This window comes from Sulfuriroseicoccus oceanibius (assembly GCF_010681825.2).
Lineage (GTDB): Bacteria > Verrucomicrobiota > Verrucomicrobiia > Verrucomicrobiales > SLCJ01 > Sulfuriroseicoccus > Sulfuriroseicoccus oceanibius.
The window spans coordinates 3,421,563-3,434,740 of sequence record NZ_CP066776.1 but is presented as its reverse complement, the minus strand read 5'-3'; the positions used below and the strand labels follow the sequence as shown (position 1 = coordinate 3,434,740).

General features: G+C 59.3%; 10 protein-coding genes. 8 read left to right on the top strand and 2 right to left on the bottom strand.

The features are described from left to right. Positions 1-79: 79 nt before the first annotated feature. Positions 80-1,462, top strand: a complete 1,383-nt coding sequence (gene accC, locus G3M56_RS13945) for an acetyl-CoA carboxylase biotin carboxylase subunit (RefSeq protein ID WP_164365301.1) — start codon at positions 80-82, stop codon at positions 1,460-1,462. Positions 1,463-2,008: 546 nt separating this feature from the next. After that, entirely contained in the window at positions 2,009-2,647 is a 639-nt protein-coding gene (gene thiE / locus G3M56_RS13940; RefSeq protein ID WP_164365302.1) for a thiamine phosphate synthase, read from the top strand. Between the two features lie 42 nt (positions 2,648-2,689). Here thiE and recJ read toward each other — a convergent pair whose 3' ends face one another. Beyond that, positions 2,690-4,414: a single-stranded-DNA-specific exonuclease RecJ gene (gene recJ, locus G3M56_RS13935; RefSeq protein ID WP_164365303.1), complete on the bottom strand. Its 1,725-nt coding sequence runs from the start codon at positions 4,412-4,414 to the stop codon at positions 2,690-2,692. A gap of 180 nt (positions 4,415-4,594) precedes the next feature. On the opposite strand from recJ, the gene G3M56_RS13930 reads away from it, so the two are divergent. Both G3M56_RS13930 and G3M56_RS13925 read left to right on the top strand, forming a co-directional pair. Further along, positions 4,595-5,194: a DUF1802 family protein gene (locus G3M56_RS13930; RefSeq protein WP_164365304.1), complete on the top strand. Its 600-nt coding sequence runs from the start codon at positions 4,595-4,597 to the stop codon at positions 5,192-5,194. A 198-nt stretch (positions 5,195-5,392) separates the two neighbouring features. Continuing rightward, the gene (locus G3M56_RS13925; RefSeq protein ID WP_164365305.1) at positions 5,393-7,165 is read left to right on the top strand and encodes a hypothetical protein; all 1,773 of its coding nucleotides are present in this window, start codon (positions 5,393-5,395) and stop codon (positions 7,163-7,165) included. A 256-nt stretch (positions 7,166-7,421) separates the two neighbouring features. Here G3M56_RS13925 and G3M56_RS13920 read toward each other — a convergent pair whose 3' ends face one another. Next, complete coding sequence (locus G3M56_RS13920; protein ID WP_164365306.1) at positions 7,422-8,123, bottom strand: YwaF family protein; 702 nt, start codon at positions 8,121-8,123, stop codon at positions 7,422-7,424. A gap of 123 nt (positions 8,124-8,246) precedes the next feature. On the opposite strand from G3M56_RS13920, the gene G3M56_RS13915 reads away from it, so the two are divergent. From G3M56_RS13915 to deoC, 4 genes are all read left to right on the top strand, one after another. Next, the gene (locus G3M56_RS13915; RefSeq protein WP_164365307.1) at positions 8,247-8,603 is read left to right on the top strand and encodes a Spx/MgsR family RNA polymerase-binding regulatory protein; all 357 of its coding nucleotides are present in this window, start codon (positions 8,247-8,249) and stop codon (positions 8,601-8,603) included. Positions 8,604-8,952: 349 nt separating this feature from the next. Further along, positions 8,953-10,116, top strand: coding sequence for a hypothetical protein (locus G3M56_RS13910; RefSeq protein WP_235203479.1), 1,164 nt, complete (start codon positions 8,953-8,955; stop codon positions 10,114-10,116). Between the two features lie 4 nt (positions 10,117-10,120). Then, positions 10,121-11,812 carry a DUF1318 domain-containing protein gene (locus tag G3M56_RS13905; protein ID WP_164365309.1) on the top strand — a complete coding sequence of 564 codons (1,692 nt, stop codon included), beginning with the start codon at positions 10,121-10,123 and terminating at the stop codon, positions 11,810-11,812. 109 nt (positions 11,813-11,921) lie between these two features. After that, positions 11,922-12,692, top strand: coding sequence for a deoxyribose-phosphate aldolase (gene deoC / locus G3M56_RS13900; protein WP_164365310.1), 771 nt, complete (start codon positions 11,922-11,924; stop codon positions 12,690-12,692). Positions 12,693-13,178 lie beyond the last annotated feature (486 nt).

Here is a 13,178-nt window from a genome sequence, read left to right as displayed (position 1 = left end):
GCCGTCGGTGCCTTTATTCTGACAACCTATCGGGACTGTGGTGTGCTAGCGCCGCGGTCCTCGTATTGATCAACAGTTCATGTTCTCCAAAGTTCTCGTCGCCAACCGAGGTGAAATCGCGCTGCGTGTGATCCGCGCCTGCCGCGAGCTCAATATTGAAACGGTCGCGGTTTATTCCGAAGCCGATGTGGATTCGATGCACGTTCAGCTTGCTGATGAAGCGGTGTGCATTGGTTCCGGGCCAAGCAATCAAAGTTATTTGAAGTCCGACCGCATCATTGCGGCGGCTGAGATCACCGGTGCGGATGCGATTCACCCTGGTTACGGGTTCCTTTCCGAGAACGCTCGATTCGCTGAGATCTGCGAGTCTTGCAACATCAAGTTCATCGGACCAAGCGCCGAAGTCATCCGCATGATGGGTGACAAGAACACCGCTCGCGCCACGGCATTCGCCAATGGTGTGCCAGCGACTCCGGGTTCGGATGGCTGCGTGGAAGATGCGCAGGACGGCCTCAAGGTGGCGAAGGAAATTGGTTTCCCTGTGATGATCAAGGCGACCGCCGGTGGCGGTGGCCGCGGGATGCGTCCTGTGTTCGAGGAGAGCGAGTTCATTTCCCAGTTTGACGCAGCGAGCAGCGAGGCAATGGCCTGCTTCGGAAACGGAGACTGCTACATCGAGAAGCTGGTGTTGAACCCGCACCACATCGAGTTCCAGATCATCGCGGACAGCCACGGCAACGCGGTGCATCTCGGTGAGCGCGACTGCTCGATGCAGCGCCGTAACCAGAAGATCATCGAGGAAGCGCCATCGCCAATTCTCGGCGAAGACCTGCGCAAGCGCATGGGCGAGGCCTCGGTGAACATCGTGAAGGCGATCGGTTACGAGAACGCCGGAACCATTGAGTACCTCGTTGATAATGACGGGAACTTCTACTTCATGGAGATGAACACCCGGATCCAGGTGGAGCACCCGATCACCGAAGAGGTGTATGGCTGCGACCTGATCAAGGAGCAGATCCGAATTGCAGCTGGCCTCGAGCTTTCCGATCACCTCAAGTCCTGCACTCCACGCGGGCACTCGATTGAATGCCGGATCAATGCGGAAGACGCCTACGCAGGCTTCATGCCGTCGCCAGGTCAGATCGAACTGTGGTACGCTCCGGGCGGACGCGGTGTGCGTGTGGATACCCACGTGTACTCCGGATATTCGGTGCCACCGTACTATGATTCAATGATCGCGAAGTTGATCGTTCACGGTGCGACCCGTGAGTCCGCGATTGCTCGCATGCGTCGTGCGTTGAAGGAGTTCATGATCCACGGAATCAAGACAACGATTCCATTCCAGCTTTCGATCATCGACCACAAGGATTTCCGTGAAGGGAATTACGACATTGGTTGGGTGGGTGAGTTCATCAAGCGAGGCGAGCACCTCGAGTTGCGTGAAGATCACGAAGTGAGCTAGTTCCAGCGTCGGTAACGACTAGATTTCTATCCGCCGTGGTTCCTCTCGGATCCGCGGCGGATTTTTTTTGTCGGCGGGGACGGGGATTTGGACCGTCCTTACAGGGCTCATGCGTAGGGGCGTGTTGTTCCCATGGCGTTGCCATGGGCTACGATGGGGTGCGCCTCCGGCGCGGCCGTGCTGCGAAGCGGAAGTCTGAATCGAGCATCGATCCTGTTAGTGCATTCCTGTTGGATGCGTTGATGGTTGGCCATGTGGTCACAGGGCTGAAGCCCTGTGCTGAGGAACGCTTCCTTTTAGGTGCCGGATGAAGTGAATGAGCACCGGAGGTGCGGTGCAACGTAGCCCACACGAAGCCGTGGGGATAGCTGGGCGGAATGACAGAGCCCTGCAAGGGCGGTCCGGCTGCGGCGTTGTCTGGAGCGGCCGGGGAAGGGTAAAGCGTGTCCTGTGGCGGGCGGAAGATTCCTCACATGATCCCTTGCATGCGTCGCTTTTGTTGCAGAAGGTGCGTCCCCAAAATTATTCCCCCCAGATCCCAGGATCATGAGCAAACAAACTCTCTCCAACGTCCTCCTCTACGGCATTCTCGACATGGGATATGTCGACGAGCAAAAAGCCACCGAAGTGACCCGTCAGTTGATTGCCGGTGGTGCTGGTGCGCTACAAATCCGAGCCAAGCGCTGGGGACGTGAGCGGATCGCGGCGATGGCCGAGCGCGTGCTCCCGATCACCCGTGACGCGGGTGTGCCGCTGATCATCAACGACTACCCGGAAGTGGCGGTTGAAGTGGGGGCTGATGGCGTGCATGTCGGCCAGGACGACGGAACCATTGATGAGATCCGTTACTTGGTGGGGGAGGATATGTTGATTGGCCGCTCCACCCACACTCCAGCCCAGGCCGAGGCGGCGCTGGAAGACGGGTTCGATTACATCGGGTTTGGTCCTGTGTTTCCAACTCCTACCAAAGCGGGGCGCCCTGGAATCGGGATGGAAAACATCCAATCGGTGCACGAGAAGGTCGGCGTGGAGATTCCGATGTTTTGTATCGGCGGGATCAAGCCGGAGAACCTGGATCAAGTGATCGCCGCGGGTGCCCGCCGCGTGGTGGTGGTTTCCGCCTTGCTTCAGGCGGACGACATTGCAGCGACCACGGCAGAGGTGGTTGCGAAGTTGAAGGGGTAGTCTTTCAATGCCTCGGGAGCCGGGCTGTCCGGTGCCACATTTTCACTCCGAAGTGCGCAGGTCGCGGATCAACAATTGAACCGATTCGCGGCCGCGCCAGACATTGCGTTGGAGCATGAACGCGATGTCCCATGGCCCGGCGGGCAGCTCGGGGTGGGTTTCGCATCCGGAGAACCAGATGGCGTCAATTGGCGTGCCGCCTGATTCATCGGTAATGCGGAACTTCCAATGCTTGTCTTTGAGCTTACGGGGTTCGCCGACACAGCCCGCGTGGCGCACGATCATGAGCGGCTCGGGATTCCCCATCCCGAATGGAGCGACTTGATCCAAGCGGTTGAGGAGGTCGAGATTGAGTTGGTCGACCGATGTTTCGATGTCTGGTGAGATCTCGGGAATGAAGACCTCAGCCGGAGTCGTGGCGGCGATGGACGCGGTGAGAGCGGCGCGGAAGGAGTCGATCTGATCGCGCTGGACCGAGATGCCCGCGGCTGCGGCGTGGCCTCCTCCTTTGACCAGCAGATGGCGGGCTTTGTCGATGTGTTCGACGAGGTTGATGCCTTGGATCGAGCGACCGGAGCCTTTGCCCATCCCGGACTCGTCAAAGCCAATGATGAACGTGGGGCGGTGGAATCTGCGCATGATGCGCGACGCGACGATGCCGACCACACCGGGGTGCCATTCGGGTTCGGCGAGTACGAGCGCGGCGGGAAGGTCGGAACCATGAAGCGCTTCGATTTGAGCGAGCGCGGATTTGAGGACTTCCGCTTCGATGGTTTGGCGTTCGCGGTTCTGGGCATCCAGAGCGCTGGCGATGGCGAGCGCTTCGGCGTCGTCACCCGCGGTGAGAAGGTGGAGAGCGTCGAGCGCGGAGTCGAGGCGGCCGGCGGCATTGAGGCGTGGGCCAATACGGAAGCCGATATCGCTGGCGATTGGGCGCTCACCTACGGCAGCGACTTGGATCAACGCCCGCAGTCCGGGGTGTTGCGTGTTGGCGAGACGTTTTAAGCCGGCTGTGACCAGAAGGCGGTTGTCGTCTTCGAGGGGGACCAGGTCGGCGACGGTGCCGACGGCAGCGAGATCGAGTACCGAGCGCAGGTCGAATGCTTTTCGGTGCGACGGGTCGATCTTTTGCAGTGCGTGGAGGAACTTGAACGCGAGTCCGGCCGAGCAGAGGTAGTGTTGGTCTGGGCCGAGCTGGGGATTGACGATGGCAATGGCCGGCGGAAAGGTTTCTTCCGCGCCCTGGTGGTGGTCGATGACAATCAGGTCGATCCCTTGGGCGGCCAGGATTTCGCCTTCGGCCTTTGAGGTGGTGCCGCAGTCGACGGCGAGCACCAGATCCGGCTGGCATTCATTGAGCAAGCGCTCGATGCCGTCGTCTGAGAGGCCGTAGCCTTCGTCCATTCGGTGGGGGAGAAAGCAATGCACGCGGCCGCCGAGCGCTTCTATCCCGAACTTGAGAATGCTGAGTGAGGTCACGCCATCGACGTCGTAGTCGCCGTAGAGGGCGATCGATTCGCCAGCAGCAATGGCGGCCAGCACGCGCTTAGCTGCGGGTTCCATTTGCGGCAGGCTCAGCGGGTCGGTCAGGTTGCCCAGGTTTGGGTTGAGGAACGGTTCCGCGATGTCTGGTCCAATGCCGCGCAATTTGAGCAAGGCATCCACGACGGGGTCTCCGGTGATGGCCGGTGCGCTACCTTGATGGGCGTTGATCTTGGCCGCCGACCAGCGGCGAACAGGGGGAGCGGGTGAGGACGTGACTGACAAAGTGGTAGTGAGCTGGCTGGGTGATCGAGAAAACGAAGTCGTGGAGAGAGGGCGAAACTAGGGAGGATGCAGCCCCTTCGCAAGCACTCGAAGTGAGAATTGCCACGATCCCCAGTGAGAGGTCGGGTCGCTGCAGCGTGCTCTTGCAGCGCGCGTGCGCAGGTGCTTGAGTGGGCGATCATGAGCGATTCGATCATTGCATTCAAAGAATGGGCAGACGTGTGCGATCTGTTGGCCGACGGGAGTTACAGCATGATCCTGCGCAAAGGCGGGATCCACGAAGGGCGTGAGGGGTTCTCGTTCAAGCACGAGAAGTTCCTGCTGTTCTCGACCGGGTTTCATCAGAAGGAGACTGGGCTGGTGGATGCGGCGTCCGAGCACTTGATTCAATCGCCGGATTCCAAGATTCACACTCCGGTTGAAGAAGGCAACGAGGTGGTCTTCAAAGCCTGGGCCGAAGCTGAGTTCGCCGTGCGGGTGCGGGACAAGGCATTGGTAGACCAGTTGGCACCATTCCATTGCTGGCCGCAGAATGTGGTCGATGACCGTTATAGCTACAGCGAGAAGTTGGAGGCGGACTGCATCAGCGTGGCGTTTGTCCGCGTTTTCCGGTTGGCTGAACCGTGGACGGTGCCGTACCAGCGCAAGTTTGGTGGTTGCCGCTCGTGGCTTGAGCTCGAGGGCGCTCCCTCTGGATTGCTCGAGGGCATGACCCCGGTGGTGGACGACGCCACTCACGCCGAGCGTGCTCAAGCGGTGCGTGCGGTGCTCGGGATCTGATACCGATTTATTCGGTCGCCTTGGCGCGTCCTCCGGGGGGGGGACCGATCAGTTGGTGTCGCTGGGGGCTGGCGGGGAAATTCAGGATTCCCCGCGCTTCGTTAAGATTAGTGTGGACTGATCGCCGCGGATGCGTGCATCGTGCGTGGAAATTTCCGCCCGGGATCAGAGGCGGGTGATCATTTCTTTCCACAAAGCATGGCAGCCTCGAGCAGTACGGATTCACGATCGTTGGTAGGATGGGCATTGGTGATGGTTTTCGTCATCGTGCTAACTGTTTTCCACCTTTATGCGGACCACCGCGGATTGACCACCCCAGAGGGGATGGACCGCGCCCAGATTTCGCGTGAGATTGCGCGCGGTAACGGAGCGGTGACCCAGAACCTGAAACCGTTGTTGGTTGGCGAGCGTGCCAGACACGCGGCGGCATCCGGCGAGGCGGTGGATTTGGCTCATTTTGAGGACACCTACCATTCGCCTCTCGGGCTTTGGATTGATGCTGCTGTGTTGAAGCTCGGTGCGGACAACTGGGCGCTCGAGACTTCGACGGATCTGTTGGCGCCCTACGCGCCGGACCGGATGCTGATTGCCTTATCTATGGGCTTTCTGATCGGTTCGGTGGTATTGGCGTATCTGTTGGTGGCGCGGATTTTCGATCATAAGATCGGGGTGGTAGTGGCGCTGGTAATGGTGCTGTGTGACCTGCTTTGGGACTTTTCCCGCTCCGGGTTACCGCAGACGCAAATGTTGTTCTTCTTCCTGGCGTCGAGTTTCGCCTTGTTCCGGGCGGTGGAGAATCAAGAGCGGGGCGAGCCTGTGGTGCGGTGGATCGTTTTGGCCTCGGCTTTGTTTGGCGCGCTGGCATTGATCCATTGGATCACGGTGTGGGTTTTCCTGGGGGCATTGGTCTATGTGATGGTGGCTTTCCGTCCGCGTGCGTTGTTTGCTGTGGTGATGCTGAGCGTTTTCGCGGTGGTGATTGCACCCGCATTGATCCGTAACTACGAGGTTACCGGCCATGTGGCGGGGGATGCCCGGTGGGCGGTGAGCGAGGGCCTGATTGGTGCCGGAGGATCGTCCGATCTGATGCGCCAGACCAAGGTCGAGCGGGGGAGTATCGAAGGGCTTCCAACGCGGGCGCTCGTGACCTCGATCGACCAGATGAGCAACCTGACCTCTTACATGGGGGCGATGTTCGCAGCACCGCTGTTTTTCCTGACCTTGCTGCATCGGTTCAAGCGGGGGGAGATCGGGGATTTCCGCTGGGCGTTGTTTTCGATGTGGGTGTTTGCTGTGTTCGGGATGACGCTTTTCGGATTGGAAGGCGACGAGATGAGCACCAACCAAATGCACATTCTGTTTGCTCCGTTAATGGCGGCTTATGGCGTGGCATTGCTCGCCGTGCTTTGGGGGCGGATGAAGTTCCAAGGGCACGGCGCCGTGGTCACGCACGGTTATATGTTCATTGTGGTCGCGCTGTCCGCGCTGCCGATGCTCTCCGCGGTGGTTCAGACGATGAAAGGCTACGCCTGGGGTGAGTACCGTCCGAACTACCCATATATCCCGGCCCTGATGCAAGAGGTGCACGACTGGATGGAAGACGACGAGATCATCGTGTCCGACATGCCGGAGGGGGTTGCGTGGTACGGTGATCGCACCGCCATCGCGCTGCCGGTGACGTCGGGTGAGTTTGCGCAACTCGAGTCGGTGGTGAAGAACGACGGACTGGAGATCGCTGCAGTGCACATTTCCCCGATTTCCGCCAACCTGCCATTGATCGATGGCATGGATCGTTTGTACAAAGACTGGCGTGAACTGGTGGCAGCGCCTCAGTTGCGCCGGATCGCTGAGCCCAACCCAACTCAGATTCAGTTGAAAAACTTCCCCTACCGTGTGCCAAACCCAATCCTACGCGAGATGACGTTGTGGGCGAAGCGGCCACTCGGGCCTCATGCGGACCGGCGGCAGTAATGTCATATCTGCGCGGATAATCGCGTAATTGAGAAAATTTGCGAAGCGTATCGCCTATTTTCTGTTCGAGGGTTCTTTTTTTAAAAATGCGTATTGACTGAAACGGCGCAATCCGATTAGATCACGTTTGTAGGCCGCGAGCGGCATTTGGTTTTTCGGGGGATTAACCCAAATGACGTTAGGTCTACAGCAAGTAAGAGACAGATATTCGTTTCGTGCACTTCAGGGCAGTCGGTTTTCCGGCTGTCCTGATTTTTTATTGGTTGGCGGCGCGTTTTTGGAACGGGAGCCAGAGAAGGGTCATGGCGATGAAGCCTGCGGCTTGGATGGCGAGGAGGTAGGTCCAGCCGGTGCCCATCCAGTCGAGTAGAGACGGTTGCGAGGGCGTCTCGTTGAGGAACCCGTAATTTGTGCCAAGGAGGGAATTGGTTCCCAGTGCTGCGAAAAAGTAGGCTTCGGTGCCCAGAATTGCGAGCCACCATGAACCGCGAGTTGGTTTGATTTGACGGCCGAAGACCAGGGCTACTGCAGCGATGACGACACCGCTGTGTTGCAGGAAAAAGGTGAACCACGCTGGATGTGGGAAGTCGAGCAGGAGTGCGGGAGTGAGCAGGCCCTGAAGGGTGGCGGCAATGCCCCAGAACCAGGCGAGCTCGCACGCGATTCGTCGGTGGGTGAGCAAGGCGATGCCACAGGCAACGCAGGCCCAGTTGCACAAGTACATCGGGAGGACTTCCTGCCATGATCCGAATGTGCCGGTCGCGAGCTTGGCCAGCACGTCGAGCGGCCAGTGGGCGAGCAGAGCGATGGCGAGGAGGATTTCCGTCCGCCGCAGGATGTGGGAGTTTGGATCGGTCCTGCCGCAACGCACCATCCACGTGGCGGCGGCAGCCGTCAGCGCCAGCACCGCCCAGTGGCTGGCGGAGAATGTGTGGAAGGCTGCGGTATTGGCGGTCATTTGTTTGGTTAGGTTGGTAGCGCAGGGTGCCGGGTGCAAGTCTGGGTTTGCGGATGGGGCAGACGGGCGTCGGGGATCGCTGGTTGACCGTGTCGGGAGGTCGCGCTTTGATGGCAACGACTTATGATCCGGGTTTACGCATACAAAAATTGTGACGGCTGCCGCAAGGCGGTGAATTGGCTGGGCCAGCGCGGGGTGGAGTTCGAACAACTTCCAGTGAGAGAAACGCCGCCTTCGGTTGAAGAATTAGAGTTTGCTGCAACTGCTGTGGACGGTGGTCTGCGCAAGTTGTTCAACACAGCGGGCAAGGATTATCGGGAAATGGGGATGAAGGACAAGTTGCCGCAGATGACTGAGGAGGAGGCGATTGAGCTGTTGTCCCAGCACGGCAACCTGGTGAAGCGACCGTTGCTCTTGGATCGCGAGCGGGGAATTGCTTTGGCCGGTTTCAAGGAAGCGGTTTGGGCGGAATTGTTTTAGTAACACCCTTTAAACGGTCACCTTGGCCTATCCGATGAGGATGGGATCAGTGGGAGATGTGGGGAAGAAGGAGCTCGCCGCCATTCCACCAATTTGACCGTTCAAATGGTATCAGAGAGCGGCCCCCGTTCAGATGTTTGAGCGTGGGGCCGTTAGTCGATGAGGGGAGTGTGGCCTCTGTCGACCGAGGAGCGGATTAGTGTGCGGTGGGGACGTGAGTCGTTGTGACGAATTGGTTGCAAGTGCGTGCTAGAACTGGGTGGAAAACGTCACACGGAAGTGGGTGCGGGGTGGCGTGAATTCTCCTTAGTGGCTGGGGTCGGATCCAACCGTCCGCCATCAGCCACTCATGTCTACCACGCCATCGTTACTATCCGTTGATTTAGAGAAATTGCAGCCGCTTCGGGCTCCTGGGTTTAGTTCCCCAAAGGGCGGTGTGGGATACCATGACCCCAAGGTGCAGGAGGTGCTGGAGCTTTCGTACGGTCCGATCTTCCCCAAGGTGCTGCAGAAAGATGGGCAGTATTTATATGAGTCGCGCGACGACCGCGGGAGAGAGACCTGCACGTTGAGTGAGCCGGTGCGCAACATTTCGGATATTCCCAAGGGGGAGTTGTTGCGAGTGATGGAGGGCTGGATCAAATGCCGCCGCCTACTTCAACTGCAGGACTTTCCGAATCGGATTGAGTCGATTTTGCTCAACTTCAAGGTGCCGAACCCTCGCCGGAGCTTGGAGTCCTATCGCATCTACCAGGATGGCGAGCGGACGCGACTTCATGTGTTGTGGGGATTTGAGGCGAATAGTGCGGGCTCGGTATCGGTGGAGAAGGCATTGTCGATCTTGCTCGGCGTGCCCGAGAGCCACATGCACAGCATTTTGTCGGCATCGATGCCGACGCCGGGAGAGTCTACATCGACGGTGCCGGTGAGTGTGAACTTGGATACCGCAGCGATTGCCTCATTGGCGCAGCAGCAGCTCAATGCCGCGCGCCCTGCGGAGTCTCGCACATCGACATACGTGATTGCCGGGTTGGTCGGAGTGATTTTGGTGGGTTGTGGGATGTTGCTGCCGGGGATTTTAAATTCGGGAGACGGGGAGGTGGTGGAGATCAAAGGTCGCGATGAAGTGCGCCGCGAGCGCAATCTGGAGCAGGATGTGAAGGATTACCGTGACCTCCGTCAGGCGAACGCATTCAAGGATCCAATGATAGGCTCGCAGGATCAACACGTGGTGGTTGATCCACAGGTGGCAGGGGCGACGCCTCAGGAGGAGCTGGTGGCTGTTGTGACCCCGCCCGCTGAAGAGCCCGAGCCGCTGGAAATGACGGGGGGAGGAGCCGAGCACCCGGGTGATGAGGGGCTGGATCTTGGCGCAATGGCCGGGGCGGCAGGTGAGGACGGCAGTGATCGAAGTGATGAGGGCGACGGCTTGCTGGATCAGATGACATCAGCACCCGCGGCTCCGTCCCGAGACGTCGACAGCGAAGAACTCAATATGATCATCAATTCGTAAACTAATGAAAACGACAATCAAAATCCTGATGTTGGCCGTGGTGGCCTTGGTGTGTGTGCCAAGTGTTCTGGCGGTCTCAGATTCCGCATTGCGGGATGAGTTCAAACTCTTGAATGCCGAGCGCGATAAGCGGGCGGTGTTGGTGGACTATTTGAAGAAGGCTTCGGTGGTGGAGGAGACCGCTGACGGAACTTTGAAGCTGTCCGGCGATGGAGATTCCCATGCCCGCGCGGCCGTGGAGGAAGAGAACCGTGATCGTTTGCGTCAGTTCGAGATAATTGCCCGCATCAATGGCGAACCGGTGGCGGAAGTGGCCAAGCAGTTTGCCATGCGTATGGGTGTGGATGTGGACGCTCCCGAGGTGCGGACTTTGTTGCGCATTCATGGATCCAACACAGTGGGAGCAAGTCTGGCGCCAGAATTGGTGCGGCAGTTCCTCACCTCCCGCGGATACCAGAATATCTCGCTTCAGCGCGACGGCGTGGAGGCGACGATTCGCTTCTCATTGCCGGGCGAACGCGAGCTGGGAGAGGTGGAGATCAAAGCGCACGGATCGAGTACTGCGTTTGGCGAGACATCAAGCTCCAAGAGTGTGGGGCTGGCCGGGGGCTTCTGCGACATCGGGATGGCATCGCGTCCGATCAAAGAGAAAGAGGCAATCAATCTGGCCCAGCTGGGGATTGGAGATTTGCGCAATCCTGCCTGTGAGTTTCCGATCGCTCTCGACGGGGTGGCGGTTGTGGTGAACCGGAACAACCCGGTGTCGTCGCTGACCGTGGATCAGATTTCGAAGTTGTTCTCGGGTGAGATTGCCAACTGGAAAGAACTCGGTGGACCGGACCAGCCGGTATTTGTGTATGCCCGCGATGAGCAGTCAGGAACATGGGATACATTCAAGGCGCGCGTGTTGAAGCCGTTCAAACGGAAGCTCACCACGTCCAATGTCGATCGTTTTGAGGACAGCGAAAAGCTGGTGCGCAACGTGGCGACTCATCCCAATGGGATCGGGTTTGTGGGGCTGGCGTATGTGGGGGCGAGCGTGAAGGCACTTCGGGTGCAGGCGGGTGAGCAAGCGCTCCCGCTGGAGGCGACCCGCTTGACGGTGAAGACGCAGGACTATCCGTTGGCGAGGTTGTTGTATTTCTATGTGCCGGTGAATGCGTCGCCGATGGCGTTGGATTTTGTGAAGTTCACCATGTCCAACGATGGGCAGGAAGTCGTGGATGGTACCGGATTGGTGGGTCAGGGATTGTCGACCAAGACCGACCGCGAGAATGCGGATAGTCTCAAGCAGCAACTGTTGGCAAGTGAGGACGTGCCGTATGGCTATCGGGAGGCGATCCGTCGTGCCGACCGTCGTGATACGCAGGCCAACATCCGCTTCAGCAGTGGCTCGGACCAGCCGGATATCAACTCGTTGAATAACCTGGAGCGTCTGGCCGGATTACTCGCATCGGCAGGGAACGAGAATGTGTCGGTGGTGCTGATTGGGTTTGCCGACAACGTGGGGGCGAGTGAGAACAACCTGCGGATTTCGCAGCGGCGCGCCGAGGCGGTGGCTGACGTGCTACGCGCCAAAGGGGTACGCAATATCGAGGTGCATGGGTTTGGCGAAGCCATGCCGGTGGCGGACAACGCCTCCGCAGCGGGACGAGCCAACAACCGCCGGGTGGAAGTCTGGCTGGTGCGGGGCTAGGGCCTTCGCGGGTAATTGTCGGGTAATTGTCGGGTAACCGCGGGAAATCGGCGCGTCCGGGAGCAAGGTGGGGTTGCTTCCGGGCGTGTCGTCGTTTTATCGTCTGACGATGAAGACTGATCACACGAAACTGCTGCAGTTGATCACGCTGCTTGATTTGACCACGCTGACCGCGGTGGATAACGAGGACGATGTAGCGATGCTGTGCCAGCGAGCGGTCGAGCCTTTGGGGTACGATCATGGGCTGGAGAACCCACCCTCCTGTGCGGCGGTGTGCGTGTGGCCTGTGTTTGCCGGGCTTGCTGCGGACATCACGGAGGGGACGTCGGTCGGGGTGGCGTGTGTTGCCGGCGGCTTTCCTTTCGCGCAGACGCCGCTGACATCAAAGATTTCTGAGATCCATTACGCGGTGGATGAAGGGGCCAGTGAAATTGACGTGGCGATCAACCGTGGTGCGTTTCTTGCCGGCGAGTTGGAAGAGGTACACGATGAGATCGCGGCGATGAAGGACGCGTGCTCCGGTGCCCATCTGAAGGTGATTTTGGAAACCTGTGACCTGCCGCATGAGGACGCGGTGCGTCAGGCGGCTCAGATTGCGCTGCAGGCGGGTGCGGACTTTCTCAAAACGTCAACCGGCATGGGACGCGCCGGTGCGACGATGGCTGATGTCGGTGTGCTGCTCGAGGAAGCCGTGGCGTGGGAGGCTGCCACTGGGCGTGCGGTCGGCGTGAAGGCGGCCGGTGGTATCAAGTCGGCGTACGATGCGCTCGACTACGTGGAGCTGGCCAATTCGCTGCATGGTCCGGTGTCGCCGGTAAACTTCCGGATCGGCGCGAGCTCGCTACTGGACGATGTGTTGGCGCAGTTGGCGGGGAGCTGAGCTCTCGGTCATATCAGCAGGAGCCGTGTGGAGTAAACCGCACCTGCGGCGCGGGGTTTTTCCGAGGCTAGGAACCTGCGGTTGAAACCGCAGGCTAGCCGGTAAGTCATCGCTCCGCGATGGGGGCGAGATTCGGTGTGATGGATTCGCGCCGACGGCAGGACTGTCGTCCGCCCAGCGCTTCAAGCCGTGGCATCGGCGGCGGAGGGCTGTGTGGGTGCGAAACCACGAAGGGCTCTAAGTTCACGAAGGCATTGGGGGATGCGAAGCTATCGCTATTGGAGCGAAGCCAGTGTGGGGGGGCGCAACCTCCTCATCGATATCGCGATCCCAATCGATGGCTTGGGTGTGAAGGATGTTCGCGGTAAACCGCACCTACGGCGCGGGATTTTCCCGAGGCTAGGAACCTGCGGTTGAAACCGCAGGCTAGCCGGCAAGCGATCGCTCCGCGATGGATGATGGCTTCGCGGTGGGTGGAGCCTCGCG